At 41.2% G+C, this 21,960-nt stretch carries 22 protein-coding genes and 1 riboswitch; of the genes, 17 read left to right on the top strand and 5 right to left on the bottom strand.

Annotation, left to right across the window (positions count from 1 at the left end; genetic code table 11):
- The first annotated feature begins 53 nt into the window (after window positions 1-53).
- From aroE to leuS, 3 genes are all read left to right on the top strand, one after another.
- Window positions 54-1,415: a shikimate dehydrogenase gene (aroE, locus tag WKT03_RS07335; RefSeq protein ID WP_117785443.1), complete on the top strand. Its 1,362-nt coding sequence runs from the start codon at window positions 54-56 to the stop codon at window positions 1,413-1,415.
- Between the two features lie 215 nt (window positions 1,416-1,630).
- Window positions 1,631-2,188, top strand: coding sequence for an elongation factor P (gene efp, locus WKT03_RS07330; RefSeq protein WP_044946272.1), 558 nt, complete (start codon window positions 1,631-1,633; stop codon window positions 2,186-2,188).
- A 91-nt stretch (window positions 2,189-2,279) separates the two neighbouring features.
- Window positions 2,280-4,697, top strand: a complete 2,418-nt coding sequence (leuS, locus tag WKT03_RS07325) for a leucine--tRNA ligase (protein WP_021943381.1) — start codon at window positions 2,280-2,282, stop codon at window positions 4,695-4,697.
- 218 nt (window positions 4,698-4,915) lie between these two features.
- Here the strand turns inward: leuS and WKT03_RS07320 are convergent, their stop codons facing one another.
- Both WKT03_RS07320 and WKT03_RS07315 read right to left on the bottom strand, forming a co-directional pair.
- Window positions 4,916-5,173 carry a hypothetical protein gene (locus WKT03_RS07320; RefSeq protein WP_021943383.1) on the bottom strand — a complete coding sequence of 86 codons (258 nt, stop codon included), beginning with the start codon at window positions 5,171-5,173 and terminating at the stop codon, window positions 4,916-4,918.
- A gap of 77 nt (window positions 5,174-5,250) precedes the next feature.
- Complete coding sequence (locus WKT03_RS07315; protein WP_021943384.1) at window positions 5,251-5,862, bottom strand: hypothetical protein; 612 nt, start codon at window positions 5,860-5,862, stop codon at window positions 5,251-5,253.
- A gap of 109 nt (window positions 5,863-5,971) precedes the next feature.
- On the opposite strand from WKT03_RS07315, the gene WKT03_RS07310 reads away from it, so the two are divergent.
- Window positions 5,972-6,136: a hypothetical protein gene (locus WKT03_RS07310; protein WP_173783371.1), complete on the top strand. Its 165-nt coding sequence runs from the start codon at window positions 5,972-5,974 to the stop codon at window positions 6,134-6,136.
- Here the strand turns inward: WKT03_RS07310 and WKT03_RS07305 are convergent.
- On the bottom strand, window positions 6,133-6,384 hold the full coding sequence (locus WKT03_RS07305; RefSeq protein ID WP_117785440.1) for a chorion class high-cysteine HCB protein 13: 252 nt from the start codon (window positions 6,382-6,384) through the stop codon (window positions 6,133-6,135). The two genes, WKT03_RS07310 and WKT03_RS07305, sit on opposite strands and share 4 nt — an antisense overlap.
- A gap of 222 nt (window positions 6,385-6,606) precedes the next feature.
- Between WKT03_RS07305 and WKT03_RS07300 the strand changes: the two genes are divergently transcribed.
- From WKT03_RS07300 to WKT03_RS07290, 3 genes are read left to right on the top strand one after another with little or no spacing between them, the layout of a single operon-like run.
- Window positions 6,607-7,593: a hypothetical protein gene (locus WKT03_RS07300; protein ID WP_117821924.1), complete on the top strand. Its 987-nt coding sequence runs from the start codon at window positions 6,607-6,609 to the stop codon at window positions 7,591-7,593.
- On the top strand, window positions 7,594-8,484 hold the full coding sequence (locus tag WKT03_RS07295; RefSeq protein WP_117785438.1) for a TPM domain-containing protein: 891 nt from the start codon (window positions 7,594-7,596) through the stop codon (window positions 8,482-8,484).
- A gap of 54 nt (window positions 8,485-8,538) precedes the next feature.
- Complete coding sequence (locus tag WKT03_RS07290; protein ID WP_147340229.1) at window positions 8,539-9,417, top strand: hypothetical protein; 879 nt, start codon at window positions 8,539-8,541, stop codon at window positions 9,415-9,417.
- Window positions 9,418-9,494: 77 nt separating this feature from the next.
- On the opposite strand, the gene WKT03_RS07285 is transcribed toward WKT03_RS07290, so the two are convergent.
- Window positions 9,495-9,911, bottom strand: coding sequence for a hypothetical protein (locus tag WKT03_RS07285; RefSeq protein WP_021944365.1), 417 nt, complete (start codon window positions 9,909-9,911; stop codon window positions 9,495-9,497).
- 292 nt (window positions 9,912-10,203) lie between these two features.
- Here WKT03_RS07285 and WKT03_RS07280 point away from each other — a divergent pair, with 292 nt between their 5' ends.
- Window positions 10,204-11,982: a MutS-related protein gene (locus WKT03_RS07280; protein ID WP_021944366.1), complete on the top strand. Its 1,779-nt coding sequence runs from the start codon at window positions 10,204-10,206 to the stop codon at window positions 11,980-11,982.
- 183 nt (window positions 11,983-12,165) lie between these two features.
- Window positions 12,166-14,238 carry a hypothetical protein gene (locus tag WKT03_RS07275; RefSeq protein ID WP_173788563.1) on the top strand — a complete coding sequence of 691 codons (2,073 nt, stop codon included), beginning with the start codon at window positions 12,166-12,168 and terminating at the stop codon, window positions 14,236-14,238.
- A 214-nt stretch (window positions 14,239-14,452) separates the two neighbouring features.
- Here the strand turns inward: WKT03_RS07275 and WKT03_RS07270 are convergent, their stop codons facing one another.
- Complete coding sequence (locus WKT03_RS07270; RefSeq protein ID WP_021944368.1) at window positions 14,453-14,959, bottom strand: YqeG family HAD IIIA-type phosphatase; 507 nt, start codon at window positions 14,957-14,959, stop codon at window positions 14,453-14,455.
- A 123-nt stretch (window positions 14,960-15,082) separates the two neighbouring features.
- Between WKT03_RS07270 and ribD the strand changes: the two genes are divergently transcribed.
- The 8 genes from ribD to WKT03_RS07230 all read left to right on the top strand — a co-directional run bounded on the left by ribD (window position 15,083) and on the right by WKT03_RS07230 (window position 21,945).
- The gene (gene ribD / locus WKT03_RS07265) at window positions 15,083-16,177 is read left to right on the top strand and encodes a bifunctional diaminohydroxyphosphoribosylaminopyrimidine deaminase/5-amino-6-(5-phosphoribosylamino)uracil reductase RibD (RefSeq protein ID WP_021944369.1); all 1,095 of its coding nucleotides are present in this window, start codon (window positions 15,083-15,085) and stop codon (window positions 16,175-16,177) included.
- A 33-nt stretch (window positions 16,178-16,210) separates the two neighbouring features.
- Window positions 16,211-16,342, top strand: a riboswitch (FMN riboswitch).
- 313 nt (window positions 16,343-16,655) lie between these two features.
- Window positions 16,656-17,312 (top strand): riboflavin synthase, encoded by a 657-nt coding sequence (locus tag WKT03_RS07260; RefSeq protein WP_021944370.1) that lies wholly within the window; start codon window positions 16,656-16,658, stop codon window positions 17,310-17,312.
- Window positions 17,313-17,341: 29 nt separating this feature from the next.
- The gene (locus tag WKT03_RS07255) at window positions 17,342-18,538 is read left to right on the top strand and encodes a bifunctional 3,4-dihydroxy-2-butanone-4-phosphate synthase/GTP cyclohydrolase II (protein ID WP_021944371.1); all 1,197 of its coding nucleotides are present in this window, start codon (window positions 17,342-17,344) and stop codon (window positions 18,536-18,538) included.
- Window positions 18,539-18,638: 100 nt separating this feature from the next.
- Window positions 18,639-19,100 (top strand): 6,7-dimethyl-8-ribityllumazine synthase, encoded by a 462-nt coding sequence (ribH, locus tag WKT03_RS07250; protein ID WP_008402941.1) that lies wholly within the window; start codon window positions 18,639-18,641, stop codon window positions 19,098-19,100.
- 121 nt (window positions 19,101-19,221) lie between these two features.
- Window positions 19,222-20,025 carry an HAD family hydrolase gene (locus tag WKT03_RS07245; RefSeq protein ID WP_340391374.1) on the top strand — a complete coding sequence of 268 codons (804 nt, stop codon included), beginning with the start codon at window positions 19,222-19,224 and terminating at the stop codon, window positions 20,023-20,025.
- On the top strand, window positions 20,025-20,837 hold the full coding sequence (locus WKT03_RS07240; RefSeq protein ID WP_021944373.1) for a DUF1189 domain-containing protein: 813 nt from the start codon (window positions 20,025-20,027) through the stop codon (window positions 20,835-20,837). The genes WKT03_RS07245 and WKT03_RS07240 overlap by 1 nt, the downstream gene beginning before the upstream one ends.
- 24 nt (window positions 20,838-20,861) lie before the next feature.
- Entirely contained in the window at window positions 20,862-21,386 is a 525-nt protein-coding gene (locus WKT03_RS07235) for a CYTH domain-containing protein (protein WP_340391372.1), read from the top strand.
- Window positions 21,387-21,402: 16 nt separating this feature from the next.
- Window positions 21,403-21,945 (top strand): DJ-1 family glyoxalase III, encoded by a 543-nt coding sequence (locus tag WKT03_RS07230; RefSeq protein WP_021944375.1) that lies wholly within the window; start codon window positions 21,403-21,405, stop codon window positions 21,943-21,945.
- The last annotated feature ends 15 nt before the right edge of the window (window positions 21,946-21,960 follow it).

Raw genomic sequence — 21,960 nt, 5'->3', positions numbered from 1 at the left:
AGAGAAAAAAATAAGCCATTTTGGTTAAGACAGATCATAAGGAGAAGAGGTAAATGATGATAGATGGAAAGACAAGAACGCTTGGTCTGTTAGGAGATCCGGTAGAGCATACAATGTCGCCGCTGATCCACAATACATTAAGTGAAACACTTGGACTAAATAATGTGTATGTACCATTTCACACAAAAGCAGAAGACCTTGGAGAGGCAGTGAAAGGAGCTTATGCACTGAATATTCTGGGCTTAAATGTGACTGTACCGCATAAGAATGAGGTTATGAAATATTTGTCAGAGCTGGATGAAGGGGCACAGGCGATCGGTGCTGCTAATACCCTGGTGCGGACAGAAAATGGATATAAAGGCTATAATACGGATATGCTGGGGCTTCTTCGTGAGGTGAGATCTTATGGAGTAGAACTTGATGCGCATGATGTCATTATTTTAGGAGCCGGCGGAGCTGCAAAGGCTGTAGCCTATATGTGTGGGGCAAATGGAGCAGGACATGTATATATCTTAAACCGTACGGTATCGAAAGCACAGGCAATCGCAGATCATATGAATGATTTCTTTGGAAAGCAGAATATGACTGCTATGAGCATTCAAGACTATCACAAACTTCCGGAGAAAAAATATATTGTATTCCAGTCAACTTCAAAGGGTCTGTATCCGCATAGTGATGAGGTAATAATTGAAGATCCGGCATTTTACCAGATGGTATCAGTGGGAATTGATCTGATCTATAAACCATTCTGTACCAGATTTATGTCTTTGTGCAGACAGGCAGGAGCAAAGAGTTATAATGGTCTGAAGATGCTGTTATATCAAGGAATAATTGCATATGAACTGTGGAATGATATATCGGTGGATGAGAAAACAGCAGATATGATCTATCAGAAACTGTTGAAAAAAACACGGGATAATATTATTTTGACAGGATTTATGGGATCCGGAAAGACAACAGTTGGACAGCTTTTATCTGAAAAATATGGATATACATTTATAGATACTGACCAGTATATAGAAGAAAAATGTGGCTGTACGATCGCAGAATTATTCAGTAAAAAGGGCGAAGCATATTTCAGACAATTGGAGACAGATACATTAAAAGAATTAAATACGTCATTGACACACGCGGTACTTTCGACCGGCGGAGGACTTCCGCTTCGAGAGGAGAATGCTGTAGAGCTTGCAACTCTTGGAACAGTCGTTTATTTACAGATCACTCCGGAAGAAGTCATATCACGATTATCCGGTGACAACACCAGACCACTTCTGGCAGGCGGCAATCCGGAACAAAAGGTACGAGATCTCTTAACCTACCGCACCCCGTTATATGAACGTGCGGCAGATCTGACAATCCCTGTCACAGAATTGACTCCTGAGCATATAGTGGAAGAAATAATAAGCAAAATATAGTATAAACTATGTACTTAATTAAAAGCAAAAACTAATACGCAATGTTTTGTTTTTAAAATAATAGAGCGTAAGCGACTTATGAAAGAGACATATCACGGCCACCAATCGTCCGGGAATCCGTGAATTGGTAAAAAGTAGTTGAAATATTCTGTAGAATATTATAAAATGTCACAAGAAGTTCATATCTTAAGGAGGAAAAGAAAATTATGGCAGAGATGATCTCAGCAGGTGATTTCAGAAATGGTGTTACGATTGAATTTGAAGGAAATATTTATCAGATTATAGAGTTCCAGCATGTAAAGCCTGGTAAAGGTGCTGCATTTGTAAGAACAAAGCTTAAGAATATCAAGAGTGGTGGTGTTGTAGAAAAGACATTCCGTCCAACAGAGAAGTGCGAGAAGGCTCATATCGAAAGAAAAGATATGCAGTATCTGTACAATGATGGTGATCTTTACTACTTCATGGATCCGGAGACATACGATCAGATTCCATTGAATAAAGCAGCAATCGGAGATGCATTAAAGTTCGTTAAGGAGAACGAGATCTGTAAGCTTGTTTCCCATAATGGTTCTGTATTTGGTGTAGAGCCACCATTATTTGTAGAATTACTGATCACAGAGTGCGAGCCTGGTGTAAAGGGTGATACAGCTACAGGTGCTACAAAGCCTTGTGTAGTTGAGACAGGAGCAACACTCTATGTTCCTTTATTTGTAAATGAAGGAGATACGATCAAGATCGATACACGTACAGGCGAGTATCTTTCAAGAGTTTAATTCGATCAGAATATAAGAGAGATAGTAGGAGCTGGTCATATATGATTAGGCTCCTATTACACTTTACAAACATTTTTCAGGAGGAAATGACATGGCAACAGCATATAATCATAAAGTTGTTGAGAAGAAGTGGCAGAAGGTCTGGGATGATAACAAGGCTTTTGCTGCAACAGATGATTACAGTAAACCAAAATATTACGCATTAGTTGAGTTCCCATATCCATCCGGACAGGGACTTCATGTTGGTCATCCAAGGCCATATACAGCACTCGATATTGTAGCCAGAAAGAGAAGAATGCAGGGCTATAATGTTCTTTATCCAATGGGTTGGGATGCATTTGGACTTCCGACCGAGAATTATGCGATCAAGAACAAGATCCATCCAAAGGAAGTAACAAAGAATAACGTAGCAAGATTTAAGGCACAGCTTCATTCCCTTGGATATTCATTTGACTGGGATCGTGAGATCAATACAACGGATCCGGAATATTACAAATGGACACAGTGGATCTTCCTGAAGTTATTCAAGGCAGGTCTGGCATATAAGAAAGAAATGCCGATCAACTGGTGTACATCCTGTAAGGTTGGTCTTGCAAATGAGGAAGTTGTAAATGGTGTCTGTGAGCGTTGTGGTGCACCGGTTGTCCGTAAGGTCAAATCTGAATGGATGTTAAAGATCACAGAATATGCAGATAAGCTGATCGAAGGTCTCGATACTGTTGATTATATTGAGCGTGTGAAGGTATCACAGAAGAACTGGATCGGACGTTCTACAGGTGCAGAAGTGGATTTCCAGATCAAAGGAAAAGAAGATAAGCTTCGTATCTACACAACCAGATGTGATACATTATTTGGAGCAACCTATATGGTTGTATCACCGGAGCATCCATTGCTTGATAAATATAAAGATGAGATCAAGAACTGGTCTGAGATCGAAAGCTACAGAGAGCAGGCTGCCAGAAAGTCTGATTTTGAGCGTTCTGAGCTTGCAAAGGATAAGACCGGTGTAGCTATTGATGGTCTGGTAGCAATCAATCCTGTAAATGAGAAAGAGATCCCGATCTGGGTATCCGATTATGTACTGATGTCATATGGTACAGGTGCGATCATGGCGGTTCCTGCACATGACGAAAGAGACTGGGAATTTGCAAAGAAATTCAATCTGCCGCTGATTCAGGTTGTAGCAAAGGATGGAGAAGAAGTAGATATCAATGAAGCAGCATTTACAGATGTTGCAACAGGTGTTCTGATCAATTCCGGCTTCTTAAATGGTTTACAGGTAAAAGATGCAAAAGAGAAGATGATCGAGTTCCTGGAAGAAAAGAAAATCGGTAAGGCAAAAGTTAATTATAAGCTCCGTGACTGGGTTTTCTCCCGTCAGAGATACTGGGGCGAGCCAATTCCGATCATTCATTGTGATAAATGTGGCTATGTACCTCTTGATGAAAGTGAACTTCCGCTGATGCTTCCGGAGGTAGAGAGCTATATGCCAACGGATAATGGAGAATCTCCACTTGCAGCTATGACGGATTGGGTAAATGTGAAGTGCCCATGTTGTGGAGGTCCTGCAAAGCGTGAGACAGATACCATGCCTCAGTGGGCTGGTTCATCGTGGTATTTCTTGAGATACACGGATCCAAAGAATACAGAGGCACTTGCAAGCAAGGAAGCATTAAAATACTGGCTGCCGGTTGACTGGTACAATGGTGGTATGGAGCATACAACACTTCATCTGCTTTATTCCAGATTCTGGCATAAATTCCTGTATGATCAGGGCGTTGTTCCTACACCGGAACCATATCAGAAGCGTACTTCCCATGGTATGATCCTTGGTGAGAATGGCGAGAAGATGAGTAAGTCCAGAGGAAATGTTGTAAATCCGGATGATATTGTAAATGCATATGGTGCAGATACATTAAGAACATATGAGATGTTCATTGGAGCCTTTGATCTTGCTGCATCATGGTCAGATGATGGTGTAAAGGGATGTCGTCGTTTCCTTGAGAGAGTATGGAAACTGCAGGATATCGTAGTAGATGGTGATGCTTACTCTAAGGATATGGAGACAAAGATGCATCAGACGATCAAGAAGGTTTCAACTGACTTTGAGAATCTGAAGTATAATACAGCTATTGCTGCTATGATGGCACTTGTAAATGATTTCTATAAGAAGAATGCAGTGACAAAGGGTGAGATGAAGACACTCCTTACATTATTGAATCCGGTTGCACCACATATCACAGAGGAAATGTGGAGTATTCTTGGTTACGATGGATATCTTTATCAGGCATCATGGCCAACATTTGATGAGGCAAAGACTGTTGAGTCTACAGTAGAGATTGCAGTCCAGATCAATGGTAAGATGAAAGCAACTCTTTCAATCAATAAGGCTGATCCAAAGGATGATGTTATTGCAAAGGCAAAAGAAGCTATCGCAGACAAGCTGACTGGCAATATCGTAAAAGAAATTTATGTACCGGGAAGAATTGTAAACATTGTGATGAAATAAATCTGTCAAGCAAATAAGCAGTGTGCCTGCAAGGCAGGCAAAGCTGCTTATTTATTTGACGGAAAAAACAACATAAGCATGTAGAGCGGATGCTCGGAATGCGCATGTTGTGGGATGATTTCGGGAGTTCGAAGAACGTAGAAATCATATTATTTCATAAATATAAATACAAAATAAGCAGTGAGCCTGCAAGGCAGGCAAAGCTGCTTATTTATATTTTACAGGAAATTACGAAACATGGCGATCTTCTGGCGTTCAGCAGGGGAAGCCTGTTCCATCATAATATCCATGATGAGATTGGATTCCTCTTTTGAGAAAGAAAGATTACGTTTTTGAAGCTCCCGGTTTAACTGCATGATCTGAGGAAACATCTGTTCCATAGTAGCATTGTGGGAACCGTTTGCAAGTTCCAGAATAATCTGACGTTTCAGGGGCATAAGGTTTTTCAGACGGGGATCGTTTTCAAATTGATTCATGGCAATGGATCGTCCTTTCTGTTTTATAGGATTTATTTTGATTCCGGTTATATGTATTTATAATCTATAATGACCGGTCAGGTTGCAGACCGGGTGTTCGTGTCGTATTCCTGTAACAACTGCATGATGTGATCTATGGAATTGTCGCTATGTTGGGATAATGATTGATCAGTCGTACTGGTATTTTTCGTGTTTTCATGTGTGGAGGAATCGTGAATTTTCTCATCTGTTCTGTTCCCCTGTATGGACGGATTATTATTTGTATATTCTGTATCTGTGGATATAGATGTGTTATCCGGTTCAGCTTGAACGGTTTGGTCATAAGCCTGGAAAATGCTTTGAAAATCCGGAAACTCAGAATCGGTCCGGTTCATGGCATTCATAACCTGCATCATATTCATTGCCTGCTGCATATTTTTCATCTGATCGGCGATATCCGGAAAGCCACACTGGGCCAGCGATGCCAGAATATCATTTTGATTATGAAGATCACGGTTGAAATCACACTGACGGATATAGGACTGATTGTTGATCACACGCATGATCTGTTGGAGTTCCATCATTTTCAGATAGATAACGAGTGGCATGCGCATAGGTCCTTCCACAAAGGGTAGGATTGCTTCCAGAAGAAACAGACGGTCATCCGATATTAATTTGTCAAGTGGATGGGAGTGCGGAATCTGATTCATGGAAACCTCCTTATGAGTACTGTGATACGGATGTTTCCGGATGGTTAGCCGGTTACCCGTTTTCTGTTATAAGTTTCATAGTGTTATTTATGAATAGTCAGGTGTAATTATGCATAATAAACAGAAAATGGATGCTGCAAGAATAACCGGAACTGCCAGCGGTAAGGCATGGGACAATTCCGGTAGCATGCTTGTTATATTGGTGAAATGGTCACTGATCGCATTTCATATGTTCCCGCATCATTTTGAAATGAAAGGGAATGGTTGCTGTTAGCATCCACAGCCACAACCGCAGTCATTTCCATTGCCGCATCCACCACAGCAGCAAAGGAGAATCAGGATGATCCAGATGCAGTCACAGCCATTACTTCCGCCGCCACAGCCACAGTCATTTCCAAAACCATTTCCGCAGCAGGAGAAGAGAAGAAGAAGGATGATGATGCAAGAGCAGCTGCTGCCTCCACCAAAACCAAACATTCCATTTTTTCCACAACCGCACTGTGTTGCTGATAAATCACTCATGGTAAATACCTCCAATTTTCTTTATGCTATAGAGTATTCCGGGGAAAGACAAATGTGACAAAAATACAAAAACAATATACGAAAAAACCATAGATATGATATAATGGTGAAAAATCGCTTGCTTGTAAGGACGATTTTTCGAATGCATTGAGTGAGTTATGCTCACGAAATAATGAACGCAAAAGCGCTTATAAAGGGGTAAAAACAGGAGAAGATAACAGTATGATTTATAAATGTGTAAACTGTGGTGGAAATGTTGTATTTGATCCACAAAGTGGACATATGAAATGCCTGAGCTGTGGTGGAAGTGACTGTGAGCAGAGTATACCGTCGGAGACACCGATGATCTGTCCGTCCTGCGGATCACAGATCACATATCGGAATGAATATGGTTCAGCAGGAAAATGTCCAGCCTGTGGTACATTTCTGATCAGAGATGACTTTGTGGTGTATCCGTATGGACCGGATATGATCCTGCCATTTAAGTTTTCAAAACATCTGGCAGAAGAGAAGCTAAAGGAAGAATTTGGAAAAAAGTTATTCCTGCCAGCGGACTTTTTATCGACAAAGACACTGGAAAAGCTTCGGGGAGTATATGTTCCATTCTGGATATATGATTTTGATTCCAATGTTGATTATACCGCAATTGGTACGAAGGTGCGGACATGGACATCCGGAGACAGGAGATACACGGAGACATCTTATTTTGATGTATACCGGAAATTGCATATCAAATACAACGGAATTCCGGTTGATGCATCAGTCGAGATGCCGGATGGAATTATGGACCTGATGGAGCCTTATGGATATGATGCGCTGTTAAAGCATGATAATAAGTTCATGTCAGGCTTTGAGGCAGAGGTTTATAATTATACCCCAGATCAGTTATCCGGACGTGCGGTTAAAAAGATCAACGATACATCCATGGAGTGGGCAAAAAGTGAAGCCAGTGGATATAATTCGTTGTTGACTAAAAACATGAATGCCAATAATCAGTTGCTTGGAAATAAATTTGCTTTGATGCCGGTGTGGATTTATGAATATCGGTATCAAGGACAGAATTATATGTTTTATGTAAATGGCCAGACTGGAAAGTGTGTTGGAACTCCGCCAAGAAGTGTCAGCCGTGCAATCGGACTGACAGCAGCATTTGCTGCATCGGTTGCGGCTTGTGCCAGTGGAATTGCTATGCTTCTGGAGGTGTTGTAAATGAAAAAATTCAGGATAACAGTTCTTATATTATTTGCGATCGGTATTGTATTTATGATCATGGGACTGATCGTTTCAAACAGCAATCTGAAGCATGATGCACGGAGTAATACGGAATGCAGGACAGATCAGCGTGTGTTTGATTATGCAGATAAACTGACAGGCAATGAGGAACAGTCACTGGAAAAAAAGATTGCAAAATGGGAAGACAAAACAGGCATGGATATCGTTGTAATGACGATCGATAATGCACAGGCACAGAGTATGTTCGGTACTTATATGGACGATACTTATTATGAAGAATTTGAGGCAATCAAGACAGTTGCCAAGAGCTTCAGTGAGCAGGAACGCTTTGGTTGGGAAAACTGGGAATACAACCCACAAAGTAACCGGAGCACCAGCGATGGCTATGTACCAAGCGACAGCATCATTATAGCTGCAAATTATGAAGCTGGTGATGTATGGATGAGCACAACAGGAACAAGAGTCAGAGCAAGGATCAGTGATTCCAAAGCATCCAGCCTAACAGAGAAAGGTGGCAAGTACCTGAGAGAGGATGCAGAGAAGGGGTTTGCAACTATGATCCAGGGGGCGGTACAGTGTATGAAGAGCTCCAGTGGTGGCGGCCTGAAGATTCCCCCATTTTATATTGTGATTCTGGTGTTGATCTGTGGAGCTATATTCTTTATAACGAATATGTCAAAGAAGGCAGGCGAAACGACAACTAATCTGAATACATATGTAAATGGAAATGCGCAGGTACTGGACAGAAGGGATATATTTGTCCGCAAGGAAGTTACCAGTGTTAAGATCGAATCATCCAGCAGCGGCGGAGGCGGCAGCAGCGGTGGAGGAGGCGGCAGCCACGGTGGTGGCGGAAGCCATTTTTAAAACGAAATGCTAGAGAACAAGAAGTTAAATATATTATTATTAAAGAATACAGGAATGTCATTACTGCCTACGATCGTGATCATGTTGCTGATCGTTGGCGGTATGCGGCATTTTCATCTGTTGAATAATCTGGATTTTTATCATGTGGATGATCCGCAGCAATTAGGAGTCTTATATGATGCAGGCACCACTAATGTAGAAATGCGGTTTCAGAAGCTGACCTATATGGGATACGATTATGAGATAGATGGAGAACGGGTAGGCGGTTATTATTATGTCTGGGTAAATGGTAAATTTATGGTTGTTCTGCTTGACAGTGATGAGACGATCATCTGTGATTATCTGGTGCAGGGACAGTTGAAGAAGGATCCTGCGGCATATAATTATATATTGTCAGAATGTGCGGAGAGTGTAGGAATCGAACAGCAGCAGTTAGAGACTATCACATACGATTATCTGATCAGTGAGGTGGATTATCCAAAGACATTTTATATGATCGTAAAGGCTGCGTTGATCATTGCATTTGCAGTGATTATATTATCGATCATTGAGGGAATTGTATACTGGTTTTATCCATGGAAGCATCCACAGATTCGTCAGATGAAAGGATATCGTGACAAGAAGCTGTTAACAGGAGATATTAACCGTCAGTTGCATGATGCACTGGTTTATGAAACAGGAAATTGTTATGTGACCAGAAAATATCTGGTAATCTGGACCCCATTCCGGACGGATATCATTGTGCTGCGGGATATCGATGTGGTTTCCAGACATAAGGAAACAAAGAAAATACTGCCATGGATGCCGCCGCGGGATGTGTACAAGCTGATCATTTCAAATGCAAATGGTGCAATATTTGAGCATGATTTTCATGATGAGAAGATCCTGGATACAATATTGCCATATATACAAAAGAAAAAACGGGACAGATAGGATAACACAGTGGAGTGTTACTGGGTCTGCCCCGTTTTTTAATAGCTATACTGCAAAGCAATCATTTGGTGATGTGCTTATACATCCAGTTTGTCCTGTTCTTCGATCACATCGAGATCCTCTGATACATCGGATAAGCCTTCATTTTCATAAAGAATCGGGCTTTCAATTTCTTCTGTAACAGTGGCTGCTTCTTCAGTGGAATGTTCTGTTTCCTCCGGTTTGGCATTATCTGCCGAAATGTCAGAGGTGTTTTCTGACTGCTGATCGATTGTTCCTTCCACAGGAGCATCATCTAAAGAGAAATAATTACGCTCCGGTTCTTCCTTTGCAGGCATTTTTTCTTTAATCGTATTTTTTACTTTCTCTACCTTGTCATCCATATCCAATGACTGGTATACAGTAGAATTTTTAATCTTATCCCGGAATACATAGCAAACACCGCCGATCGCAGCGATCGTAGCAGCGGCTTTGAATAATTTACCTTTTCCCATAATACATAATCTCCTTTATATATGATGTAAAGTCGTTATAAATAACGTTTCCATAATTTTAATATGTATACACGGAAAAAGCAAGAAAACAATGATAAACAAAAAGGGAATGCAGGCAGATTTCACGAACTTTTAACATTTGCCTGATAAGATGAAGTATGCTATAGTTTTGAAAGATATATGATCGTATATTGATCAGCGTGAGGATTTTCCTGGAAGAGGATTGAAAGGACATATATGAAGATAAAATTAAGAACAAATAAAAATAGCAGAGATCAGAGGGGGAAGAAAAATGGGTCGATTTAAGACAGAGTTAGAAGATTTAAAAAAGAGACAGAAGGAGCTGGAACATAGTTATTCCAATATTGGTACAATCCGGTTCCTGATGTTCCTTGTGATGCTGGGCGGACTGATCGTCGGACTATATGATTCCAATATACCGTTTCTTGCAGTAGGTATCGTGGCTGTCGTTATTTTTGTACTGCTGGTGTTCCGGCATGGTAAGCTGAATGAGGAACTGGAATATACGAAAGCAAAGGTGATCGTATATGAGCGGTATATGAAACGTTATGATGATAGTTGGAAGGAGTTCGCAGAAGATGGCTCCGAGTATCTGACCGATGATGATCTTGTAGCAAAGGATCTGGATATTATGGGAAAGAATTCCATCTATCAGTTTATCTGTGTGGCAGGAACAGAGGATGGCAGGCAGATGCTTGCTGAAACGTTAAGACAGCCTGAATTTGCGGCAGAGGACAGAACGAAACGTCAGATCGCGATACAGGAGCTTGCAGAGAAGCATGACTTCTCCATGGACTTTGAGACATTGTGTGTGAAGTCAGAAACCGGAAAGAAGAAAAAATATTCATCCGATGAATTTGTTGCCTATTGTACCAGTGATGATCATATACCGGAGATTTTCCAAGTGCTTCGTTTTCTGCTTCCGTTGATAACGATCGTGCTTCTGATTCTGGGTATTATGGGAAAAGTCAATCTGGGATATTCCCTGATCTCCTTTTTTGTAGTTTTGCTGTTTGCATGGATCACATCAGGTGTTGCAGGACAGGCGGTTATGCCGATGATCTCATTTGGATATGTGATCAATGACTATATCCGGATGTTTGAACTGGTCTCCGGTGAAACATTTGATTCAGAGTTGTTGAATGATATCAAGAATACAATCTCTACAGATTCCGGAGCACTGAATGCTGTAAAGAAGCTGGAGCGTATCAGCGCAGCATTCAATATCCGTTATAATCCAATCGTACATCAGGTATTATGTGGATTGTTTTTATGGGATTTTCATCTTGGAATTATGATGGATAAGTGGAGAGACCAGTATGGCAGTCAGGTGAAGGACTGGATCCATGCGATTTCAAGAATGGAGGAATTGTTATCCTTTGCAGTACTTGCCCGTACCAGAGAGGTGTCCTATCCGGAGGTGACAAGACATGAGAAAGTAGAAGTATCAGCAGAAAATTTGCGTCACCCGTTGATCAATCCGTCGAAGGTAGTTCCAAATGATGCAGCCTTTAAAGGGGGAGCTACGATCATTACCGGTTCTAACATGTCCGGCAAGACAACATTTTTACGAACCCTTGGCATCAACCTGATCCTTGCATATGCCGGAGCTCCGGTATGCGCAGAGAAAATGCATGCAGATTACATGAAGATATTTACATCCATGCGCGTGACGGATGATGTCAGTAATGGTATATCAACCTTTTATGCAGAGATACTCCGGATCAAGTCGATGGTTGAATATAAGAAGAATGAAATGCCGATGTTATGTCTGATCGATGAGATATTTAAAGGTACAAATTCGGCAGACCGTATTGTAGGAGCAACCCAGGTGATCCGAAAGCTGTCGGATGATCATTCCATGACACTTGTATCTACGCACGATTTTGAACTGTGTGAGCTGAAGAGTGAGAGCGGAGTGCCGGCAGCAAATTATCATTTTGAGGAGTACTATGAAGGTGATCAGTTAAAGTTTGATTATAAGAAGAAGGATGGCAGATGTACAACGACAAATGCGATGGCAATCCTTCATATGGCAGGACTTGATTAGTAAATACTGACAAAACGATTTTCAATTCATAGGATTTGTATTTTCAGCAATTATGCACAATGACGATTTGTAGAAATTACCAAAAACTGATTGAAGAGTAAAATGTTTTGTGATATAGTTATAAATATGAAGGAAATTTTATCGAAAGCATACAAAGAATAGACAAAAAAGGAGGAATAGAATATGCTACCAGCTAACATTGCATCAGACAATGATAATAATGTTCTATCCATAGCAGCATCCAATAACAAAGGATTACTGATCAGATTTTTGAACGAGCAGGTTGAGGACGGTTTTTATGCACTTGTTATTGATTATCTGAAAGACAGTAATTTTGATTTATCATCCATGATGGTTGATGATGAAGTAAAGGCTCAGTGTACAAAGTTATATGAGCTTGCTGAATTCGTTGATTTTAATATTAAGGCAACCGGACGTTATGAGATTGAAGAGTGGATAGAGCCATTATTTAAATTTATTTATGGTGATATTGATCCATCAGACATCGATGCACCTATCAGTGCAACTGGTATTTACAGATACAGCATCTGGTTGATCTATCTGTATCAGACAGAGAAGTTCCCGGAGGCTATGCGGCTGATCGGCGAGCGTATCGCACCATTACTTATCAATGTAAGTTATCAGATCTTAGAGGATGACGACAGACCAAAGAACTTTGATAAGGCAGTGATGGGATATCTGGATCTGATCAATGTTGTAATGGAGATGGGACTCCCACTTTCATCAGCAAAATCAGATGCATACATCAACAATCTGGAAGTTCTCTTTGACTATGTAGTGGAAGATCCACATGTTGGAAATGATTATAAGATTCAGTTCAGCATTGGCTTGTTTAATGCATATATCAATGACAAGAATTATGGAAAAGCATTTGAATTCTACGGATTAAATGCAGAATACATTCCAATTGACAATCTTGCGGTATATGAGAATTTCAAGGAGCTGATTCGTAACTGTAACAGTGCACAGAGTACAAGTGTACTGTCCAGAAGCGTTGTATCTGCTATCTCCAAGCAGGAGATTTACAACAAGAGGATCGATACTCTTCTTGCTGAGGTTTCAGGATTTATCAAGAAGGTATACAAATATATCGAGGATGAACCGGAGATGAAGAAGAATCTTCAGACACTTGGAACCGGTTCTCAGTTGAATGGCAAGACAAATATCTTTGAAGGTCTGTATGAATATAACCTTGTATTCTACGAATGTGGTATCAAGGCAATCGTAAATCAGGATATGTCAACACGTTCATGGGAAGAAAAGTATGAGATGCTTGAACTTCTCTATACAACATTAAATGTTGTATTTGACGGATACAATGTATATGAGATTTCAAATAAGATCGAGCATCAGTACATTGAATTAACATGGATCAATAATTATGTAAATGCAAATCCAAATCTTCTGAAGCAGTTCTTCAGTGTAAAGGAAAAGATCAAGGCATTTAAGGTTCGTAAGAATTCAATCCTTGAGAAGAGCAAGACCAACTATGAGATCAAGAAGATGATCGACGACAGACAGAAGCACCTGTTATTTATGGCTGCTGAAGATATGATCGTTAATGGACTTGGCGGTGGTAAGCTGCAGATCATCAGCTCAGGATATGATCTGAATACAGCAAAGAAGTATTTACAGGAAACTTATGCAAAGATTGTATTGCCTGCAAAGTACGGTCAGGAGACACAGACATCCGGTGGTGGTTTCTTCGGAAAGAACAAAAGCTCAGCGGCTGATGCAGACCTTGCAAGATTACTACGTGATGCATCTGTAGAAGAAATGTTGTGTAAGTCTGAGTGGTTATGGAATCAGCATAATGACAAGGGGCTTGAGAAGCCAACCGCAGAAGAAGCAACTTATGCTGTTGCATGTCTTGTAAAAGTAATCCACAGAATGCTTGACAAGAAGGGAACTTCAAAGGCTGCAAGTGCTCCAAATAAGAAGGTTATCATTACCAAGACCGGTAAGGTTATTGAGTTATCCGATGAATCCGGTCAGGCACCTGTAAAACAGCAGGAGTCCGGTGTGATTGAAGCAATCGATAACATCGTAGTTCTTCTGAAAGACAAGTCAGAAGAAAACGTAAAATATGTAAAGGCGTATATCGAAGATCTGTTAAATGCATTGATGAAGACAAAGTGGGACAAAGATACCATGCTGTCACAGTTTGATGCAGAAGAGCTTCGTGCAAAATCCTTCCAGGTAATCAAACGTCTGAACATGGATATGTTAGTATAATATTTATTATGCTACAAATTAATTGTGTAAATAAAAATGAGAGCTGATACTATTATTATGGAACAAGCCTGCCTGAGCGTCGGTACTTAGGTTGCGTATTTTGCAACCTTATGTACCGTTACGTCGAAGGTAGAGCGAAAGCGTCTTGTGTAATAATAAGTAGTATCAGCTCTCATTTTATATAGATACATATTTAGAAGGAAGCCTGCCTGATTTACCGTACAATCTGATGTTTTTTCAGGTAGGAATGCAAGATCCATTTTTCAGGGATCCGCTTCAGGACAATTTGGATCTCTTCTTTTTTATCAATTGGCATCACTAACAGTGACGTGATACCGGTGTTATTTGCGCCCCAGAGATCTGTAAACAACTGATCTCCGACAAAGAGAGTATTTGTAGTATCGGTGCCGAGAAGCTGCATGGCTTTCTGGTAACCGGCACGTTTGGGCTTTCCGGCTTTATAAATGTACTTTACATCCAAAGGCTTGTTGAATTCCGCAACTCTGGGCTCTTTGTTATTGGATACCAGACAGATACCAAATCCGATCTCTTTTAACTTCTGGATAAGTCTGATTGCTTCTTCTGTTGCCGGAGCATTATGGGGAACAAGGGTATTGTCGATGTCAAATAAGATGCCGCGATAGCCCTTTTTATAATATTCGGCAAAATCAATGACATAGGTTGATGTATAATATTCTGATGGATAAAATTTCTGAAACATGTTAAACTCCAATAGTATAAGATAGTGAAATTATAAATAGTGTAAAACGGATTTGTCAAGAAATATACAGGAAGTATATAAGAAACAGATAATGGTCAGATAAGAAATACGAGGTTAGACAGTATGCAGGAAATATATATGAGGAGAGCCATTGAATTGGCAAAAAAAGGAATCGGAGCGGTAAATCCGAATCCGCTGGTTGGAGCAGTGATCGTAAAGGATGGGCGGATTATTGGTGAGGGATATCACAGAAGATACGGAGAGCTTCATGCGGAGAGAGATGCATTTGCACATCTGACAGAGGACGCAGCGGGCGCGGAAATGTATGTGACGCTGGAGCCCTGCTGCCACTATGGCAAACAGCCTCCGTGCGTGAATGCGATCATCGAGCATAAGATCAGCAGAGTCTATGTCGGATCGGATGACCCGAATGCGCTTGTATCTGGAAAGGGATATCAGATACTACGGGATGCAGGGATTGAAGTTATCACACATGTATTAAAAGAAGAATGTGACAGCCTGAATCCGGTATTTTTCCATTATATTGTAAATAAGACACCATATGTCGTAATGAAATATGCAATGACTATGGATGGGAAGATTGCAACATACAGTGGAAAGAGTAAATGGATCACTGGCGAAGAAGCAAGAACCCATGTAATGGAGCAGAGAAATGCACTTACAGGTATCATGGTCGGAAGCGAGACCGTGATAAAAGATGATCCGTCACTTACCTGCAGGATAGAGGGAGGAAGAAATCCGGTTCGAATTATCTGCGACAGCAGCCTTCGGATTTCAATGGATTCCCAGATCGTTAGAACAGCATCGGAAGTACCGACGATTCTTGCAGCCATACAGTCAGAGGATCAGGCAGATAAGAAGCAGAAGCTGATCGGGGCAGGCGTTGAGATCATCGAGACGGAGAGTGTGGATGGTCATGTGGATCTGCAGGAACTGATGAAACAGCTCGGAGCAAGAAATATAGACGGAATTCTGCTTGAAGGTGGAGGCACTTTAAATGAAAGTGCATTAAAAGCAGGCATTGTAAAAGAGGTCGATGTCTATATAGCACCGAAGATTTTTGGTGGAAGTGCAGGCTATACGCCGGTCGGTGGTGTGGGAGTAGAATCACCGGCAGAAGCCTATCCGTTTGAGCTTGGTTCCATTCAGAGGTTTGGAGCAGATATTATGCTTCAGTATTTTCAGATAACAGCTTGACAAACATAACAAACTGTGCCAATATAACCATGTTGAAGTCTTCAGGGCGGGGCTCATTTCCCCACCGGCGGTATACATAGTAATCTATGTGAGCCCGCGAGCCGTAAGGCATGATTTGGTGAGAATCCAAAGCCGACAGTAAAGTCTGGATGAAAGAAGAATGCAGAGAGAATTTCAATAGCAAATTGAAATTAAAACATGAATACGGACATGATGGAATGTGTAGTTGAATGTTTTACAATATGCTGTTGAATGAAAAAATATTAAAGAAATCTGCAGCAACATTTCATAACAAACAACCCGCCGGAGACATAGTTCTCTGGCTTTTTTTATGTTAAGTTATATAGGAACTTAACATGTTAAAAGAAGTAATTCAGCGAGTAAGTTGTTAATTAATTAGGTTGACAGTTTTTTTGTAGAGTCAATGGGGTGACGAAATGACTATTTGCAAAAAAACGTCCCCGAAAAGGAGGCAGTCATGTTCACAGGCATTGTGGAAGAGACAGGCACGATAAAGAAGATAGAAAAAGGCACATCATCCGGTCGCCTGACCATAGAGGCAGATAAGGTTCTGCAGGGAAGCGAGATCGGTGACAGCATAGCTGTCAATGGGGTATGCCTGACGATCACAGGAATGTCGGGGCATTTGTTTACGGCAGATGTGATGGCAGAGACGATAAGAAGAAGCAATCTTGGAACCTTAAGCTCCGGCAGCAGGGTAAATCTGGAACGGGCGATGGCGGCAGATGGAAGATTTGGTGGACATATCGTATCCGGACATATCGACGGAACCGGGGTGATCACAGAGTACACTAGAGAAGAAAATGCAATCTGGGTGACAATAACATGTGATAAAAAGCTGTTAAAGTATATCATCGAGAAGGGATCGATTACGATCGATGGAATCAGCCTGACGGTTGCTTATGTCGATGATCGCTGCTTCAAGGTTTCGATCATCCCACATACGGCGGAGGAGACAACGCTGATCCGCAGGCAGACCGGAGCAGTGGTCAATCTGGAAAACGATGTAATTGGCAAATATGTAGATAAGCTGCTCCATTTTAAAGACAAAGAAGAACCGGATGCAGGAAAAAAAGTAGATATGAATTTTTTGGCAGAAAATGGATTCTTATAAAATAAATGTTCCTATGGAGGTAAAGACAGATGGAATTAAACAGTATAGAAGAAGTATTAGCAGATCTGGCAGCCGGTAAGGTTGTCGTTATGCTCGATAACGAAGACAGAGAGAACGAAGGAGATGTCATTTGCGCATCTGAATTCGCAACCACGGAGAATGTAAACTTTATGGCAAAATATGCCAGAGGTCTGATCTGTATGCCGATGGATGATTCTTATGTGGAGAAATTAAATCTTCCGCAGATGTGCATCACAAATACAGATAATCATTGTACTGCATTTACAGTTTCTGTTGATCATGTAAGTACTACAACCGGAATCTCAGCGTATGAGCGTGGCATTACAGCCAGAAAGTTCGTAGAAGAAGCTGCAAAGCCGGAGGATTTCCGCAGACCGGGTCATATGTTCCCACTACGCGCTGTTCCGGGCGGAGTGATTGAACGAGGCGGACATACAGAGGCAACGGTTGATCTGTGCAGACTTGCAGGCTTGAAGCCATGTGGTCTGTGCTGTGAGATCATGAAGGATGATGGTACAATGGCAAGAAAAGATGATCTGCTTGCATTTGCTGAGGAGCACAACCTGAAGATCTCCACGATCGAAAAGTTAGTTCAGTATCGTAAGGAACATGAAGTATTTGTAGAATGTGTAGCAAAGGCAAAGATGCCAACCAGATATGGGGAGTTCACGATCTATGGATATATCAATAAATTAAATGGCGAGCATCATGTGGCACTGGTAAAGGGTGATATCACGGATGGCGAGCCGGTATTATGCAGAGTTCATTCCGAATGTCTGACCGGAGATGCACTTGGTTCAGCCCGTTGTGACTGTGGCCAGCAGTATGATGCAGCGATGAAGATGATCGCAAAGGAAGGCAGAGGCGTGCTTCTGTACATGAGACAGGAAGGACGTGGGATTGGTCTGATCAATAAGATCAAAGCATATCAGTTACAGGATCAGGGTTTAGATACCGTAGAGGCAAATCTGAAGCTTGGCTTCCCTGAGGATGCAAGAGATTACACGATTGGAACACAGATCTTAGTAGACCTTGGTGTCAGAAAGATGAGACTGCTTACGAACAATCCATTAAAGGTATATGGTTTGTCAGGATACAATCTTGAGATTGTGGAACGAGTACCGATCCAGATGCAGCCGGGCAAATTTGATGCATTTTATCTGAAGACAAAGAAAGAAAAGATGGGTCATATACTTGATCTGTAAAGCCATATGGACTGGGAATTATATGCATAATGATTTAGTGGTAACAGAGAATAAGCAATTGTAAATATTGAGATTGAATCAATAACAGGAGGATAATAAAATGAAGAAGATTGAAGGAATGATCGTAGCAAATGGTGCCAAGATCGGTATTGTAGCAGCAAGATTTAATGAATTTATCGTATCAAAACTGGTAAGCGGTGCAGAGGATGCATTATTACGTCACAGCGTAAATCCGGATGACATATCTGTTGCATGGGTCCCGGGAGCATTTGAGATTCCGGTTGTAGCCAAGAAGATGGCGATGTCAGGAAAATATGATGCAGTGATCTGCCTTGGAGCAGTTATCCGTGGAGCAACCAGTCATTATGATTATGTATGTAATGAAGTGTCCAAGGGAATCGCATCTGTTTCACTTGAATCCGGTATTCCTGTTATGTTCGGTGTTGTAACAACAGAGAATATTGAGCAGGCAATCGAACGTGCCGGAACAAAGGCAGGTAACAAGGGTTATGATTGTGCAATGGGCGCACTTGAGATGATTGACCTGATGAAGCAGTTATAAAAATTGCATAGCATAAACGAAGGTTCAGGGTTTTATGATGCAAAGGTCATAGAACCCTGAATGTATTCATACTGCGTGGAGCGTTTTTGTTCTTATGCGATAATAAACGGAGGAAATAGACATGAATAAGACAAGAAAGATTCTCTTTTTTGATATCGACGGAACTCTGATCACGGATGATGGAAAACGGTATTTTCCGGACAGTGCAAAAGAGGCAATACAAAAGGCAAGAGAGAACGGACACCTGGCATTTATCAATACGGGAAGAGTATTCTGCAATGTGACAGAAGAGATCAGAAGCGCAGGCTTTGATGGCTTTGTCTGCGGCTGCGGAACGCATATTGTTTATAATGGAGAGACATTGTTTCATCATGATACACCATATGAGGTCTGTGCAGGTGTGATTCGGAAATGTCGGGAATATAAAATGGATGCCGTATACGAACATGCGGACAAGGTATTTACCAGCGCTGCTTTTTCCGATAATGAGCATTTAAAAGAACTAATCAGTTATTTTAAAGCGACCAGCACCTATATGGAGAATGATGATCCGGCAAACGATCAGATCTTTGATAAGTTTTGTGCATGGTATGATGCAGATACTCCGTATCTGGAAGCATTTAAGAAATATCTGAAAAAAGATTATATGTATATCCAGAGAGAGGGAAATTTTTGTGAGGTTGTGCCAAAGGGATATACGAAGGCAACCGGTATCCGGTATCTGCTTGATTATTTTGACCTGCCATTAGAAAATGCCTATGCATTTGGAGACGGAAGTAATGATGAACCTATGTTGGCATATGTGCCAAATAGTATTATAATGAAAAAAGGTCCGGAGTATCTGAGAAAGAAAGTCCGTCTTGTAACGGATGATGTCAGAGAAGACGGAATCTATAAAGCTATGAAAAAAATGGAGATTATCTAATGGACGAAGAATATTCAAAAGTAACGATGGTCGATCAGTTAGCTATCGCAGTATCCAGCCCGAAAAATTATAAGCATCTGACGAAGTTAAAAGCGAGCAAGACGGTAGGATTTATGATATTGATCGCTTTTATCCTGACCTTTATCGAGTTTGGAATCGGTGTCATTACCTTTATCATGCATGTGGGAGGGTTAAATAACCTGATCACGAATAAGGTTCCGCAGTTTGTGATCGAGGATGGTAAGCTTACGGCAGAATCAGAGATGTCACTGGATATTGGAAATGCAACGATATATATGAATACGGATTATGACAGAATTACACTTGATGATATCAAGACAAATGGCGTGTATATTGCATTTGGCAAAGAGAATGTAGTCATGGGAATGATAAACGGCGGACAGACGTATGAATATTCAACGATGGATCTCGACAAATTATTCTATGATGGGTTTAACAATGATCAGCTTGCATCCGCAGTGCCGGCGTTCTATGTGGCTATTGTCATTATGTACATTGCAATTATGTTCGGAAGTGTAATAAAGATGATCTTCCTTGCACTTGTATTTTCGATCGTTGCACGGACACTTGCGAAAGGTCTTCATACAGGGCTGTCCTATGGAAATGTATTCCGGGTATGTCTTTACGGACTGACTTTACCGATGCTGCTGACATCCGTGAATACCTGTCTGGACTTCCTGATTCCATCATCGATCATGTTTGTGATCACTCTGATCCTGGCATTTTCCATGATAAACAGAGGTATCGCAAGTCATGTGGGAACAACAGCACCACCGGAGGATTGGTTATAAAGGGCGATATAAAAGGAGGCTTTTATGGAGATCGAAAGAAAATATCTGATAAAAGAGATACCGTTTTCACTGGAAGCGTATCCATATAAGGAACTGGAGCAGGGGTATATCTCGACCAGCCCCGTCATCCGTATCCGAAAGGCAGATGAACAATATATTCTTACAGTAAAGTCAAGCGGATTACTGGAACGACAGGAATTCGAGCTTCCGATGAATGAGACGGATTATAAACGGTTGCTTGGTAAGGTTGATGGAAATCTGGTGACGAAACGTCGGTATATCATCCCGCTTACGGATACAGAGGGAACAACCGGCGATAAGGAAAAGGATGCAGGACTTAAGATTGAACTGGATGTCTTTGAGGGGCTGTATCAGGGGCTGATCTATGCAGAAGTCGAATTTGAGACAAAGGAAGATGCAGATAATTTCGCAGCACCGGCTTGGTTTACCAGAGATGTATCTATGGATGGAGCGTATCATAACAGCGCATTAAGCAGTATGAATGAAGAACAGAGACTTGCATTTATGGCAAGAGTTTTCGGACATTAAGAATGGAGGCAGAAGCATGAAAGTCAGAATGTTATTTGAAACAGGATATGAAGAAGTAGAAGCATTGACCGTTGTAGATCTGTTAAGACGTGCAAAGGTTGACTGCCTTATGGTGGCAGCAGACGATCAGGATACGGTTACAGGTTCACATGGAATCACAGTAAAGATGGATGAGAAAATCAGTGAACTTGCAGATGATGCAGATATGATCGTACTTCCGGGTGGTATGCCCGGTGTGACGAATCTGATCGCAAATGAGAAGGTAAAGAATCTTGTATGCGGACAGTATGAAGCAGGAAGATATGTTGCAGCAATCTGTGCAGCACCTACTGCTTTTGGAGCATTTGGTATCTTAAAGGATAAGAAGGCTACCTGCTATCCGGGAATGGAGGCGGGACTTCATTGTGCGGAAGTATTATATGACAGTGTAGTAACAGACGGTAAGGTGATTACAAGCCGAGGTATGGGAACAGCTATTGATTTTGGTTTGAAGCTGGTTGAGATCCTGACAGATCAGGATACATCAGAGAAGCTGGCAGCAGCTATTGTTTACAAATAAGAATTATGGAATTTA

The sequence above is a fragment of the Coprococcus sp. HCN-4056 genome, assembly GCF_037892645.1.
GTDB classification, from domain to species: Bacteria; Bacillota; Clostridia; order Lachnospirales; family Lachnospiraceae; genus Coprococcus; species Coprococcus ammoniilyticus.
The sequence above is the reverse complement of the archived record's forward strand: the minus strand, read 5'-3'. Positions and strand labels throughout refer to the sequence as shown.